General features: G+C 41.2%; 1 protein-coding gene. It reads left to right on the top strand.

The window, feature by feature from the left end; all coding sequences use genetic code 11:
- Nucleotides 1–88 precede the first annotated feature (88 nt).
- Nucleotides 89–334 carry a hypothetical protein gene (locus AEA42_RS08495; protein WP_055647507.1) on the top strand — a complete coding sequence of 82 codons (246 nt, stop codon included), beginning with the start codon at nucleotides 89–91 and terminating at the stop codon, nucleotides 332–334.
- The last annotated feature ends 469 nt before the right edge of the window (nucleotides 335–803 follow it).

Below are 803 nucleotides of genomic sequence, written 5' to 3'. Positions count from 1 at the left end.
TTGGAGGTACTCAGGCGGCCTGATTATCAAATCACGGAGAAAGAATTGCTGGCGGCCTGGGTATTATTCGCCAATCAGTTGCTCAAATATGGCTATGCTATGGCTGATTTATGAGGGGATCCTTCAGGACTATGCAGGTATCTCTGTTGCCGACTTGGACGATAAGAAGCAAACTATTTTACTTCAGCTAAAAGCTGTTCTTGGTGGCAAGGATTTTAATCACTACAAGCCTTCACAGGCCTTGTTGGGTATGGGACCTGCCGCAGACTTCTTCTCAAAAGAAACGTTAAGCCGTTTTGAGAAGATGTTTACTGAAATTAATAAACTTTTTTAGGCTGATCGTGATACAGGGAAAGAACAGTTTCAGCTCAATAGCAAAGCATTGCACTCGACTCGCTTCGCTCGCACAGTGAATGCGGCGTTAACCCATAGAAATTTTAATCCGAAATTCACTAATCCGAGCTAAAAGTCTAACGCGGAAATGTCCCAAAGTGAGTTTGAAAATGATCAAACTTAATTATCAGAAACTGAAATTCGTCCTCAGATAAATTATCAAACAATAGCGGTATTACCGTTCATGACACCCATAATTTTTATCAAACTTTATTATGGTCGTACAGATAACTGAAATTGCTGCGGAATTGGGTAAGGTTTTTGCGTTTCTCGCGGAACATTGCCCCCTGTGTCAGGATTGTTGTCACCCCTAAATAATCATTATGTTTAAAGACAGGGTGCGGCAAAAGAGAACGATATGGCTCGGTATTCACCAGAACGTAAAGAGGCGATCCTTAAAAACTTATTAC

The organism is Shewanella sp. Sh95 (assembly GCF_001308045.1).
Lineage (GTDB): Bacteria > Pseudomonadota > Gammaproteobacteria > Enterobacterales > Shewanellaceae > Shewanella > Shewanella xiamenensis.
The sequence above is the reverse complement of the archived record's forward strand: the minus strand, read 5'-3'. Positions and strand labels throughout refer to the sequence as shown.

Bases quoted from the DNA above. Each gene is read 5' to 3' on its own strand.
- AEA42_RS08495 (WP_055647507.1), top strand. From the start codon at position 89: ATGGCTATGCTATGGCTGATTTATGAGGGGATCCTTCAGGACTATGCA.